Source organism: Bacillus haikouensis (assembly GCF_013179555.1).
Lineage (GTDB): Bacteria > Bacillota > Bacilli > Bacillales > Bacillaceae_B > Rossellomorea > Rossellomorea haikouensis_A.
The window spans coordinates 1-874 of the sequence record NZ_JABMCR010000585.1 but is presented as its reverse complement, the minus strand read 5'-3'; the positions used below and the strand labels follow the sequence as shown (position 1 = coordinate 874).

Annotated in this window: 1 protein-coding gene; it reads right to left on the bottom strand. The window is 45.3% G+C overall.

The genetic code is table 11. From position 1 onward, the window contains the following. Positions 1–16 precede the first annotated feature (16 nt). On the bottom strand, positions 17–874 hold an 858-nt coding region (locus HP456_RS24455; RefSeq protein WP_172255861.1), incomplete at its 5' end, for a BglG family transcription antiterminator.

The following is an 874-nucleotide window of genomic DNA, read 5'->3' as shown; positions in this document are numbered from 1 at the left end:
GCACCAAGTACCTTGCTTAATCCCCTTGTAAGATATATAAGAATTGCATACGATCCGTTTCCTTTAGAAGTGATTGGATCCGATCTGGATCTTCACTTAACCGGGAGATTTCCATGAATAACTGTTTCACATTTTCTTGTTTATCCTTTTTAACAGCCAGCATAAAGACAAGGGAAACTTTCTCTCCTCCCCATTCAATCGGCTCTTTTACTGTCGCAACAGCCAGCACGGATTGCCTGATGAACACGGGGTTTCCATGAGGGATCGCGATGCCCGCACCAACCGTTGTCGCAGCCATTCGTTCGCGGATCATAGAACTTTCCATGTACTCTTTATCGACATAGCCTTTTTTGTGAAGTTCCCCTGACAGTTTCTTGATGATATCGTATTTATTTGTTTCCTCGAGATGAAGAAACACCAGAAAGGGGTTTGTATATCTTAATAGAACTGATTTACCGCTTGTCTCTTCAGTGGCGTCAAGCTGCCTGACCCACTGTCCGAGACGTTCTTCGTCACCTTTTTCCAACAAAGGCGACACGACAATATGCGGTTTCTTCACACTTTCGAGAGGGACGGTGCTGATGATGAAGTCTATCTCGTGCTCCCCGACAAAAGCCCGTAATTCTGAATGCGCGATGCAGTCTATCACTTGCAGTCCATGGAATTTACGCTCAATCTTCGTTCTCAGCAATTGAGACATCCCTATCCCCATATGGCAGACAACGACGACCTTTTTCACAGCAGGGTGCTGATTCTTGAGCCGCTCAAGCGATGCCTGGAAATGCAGCGTTAAATAGGCAGCCTCCTCTTCAGGAATCTCGACTGGAAGAATTTGATTGATCTCTTCCAATGCAAACAGGATTTGATCAAACAT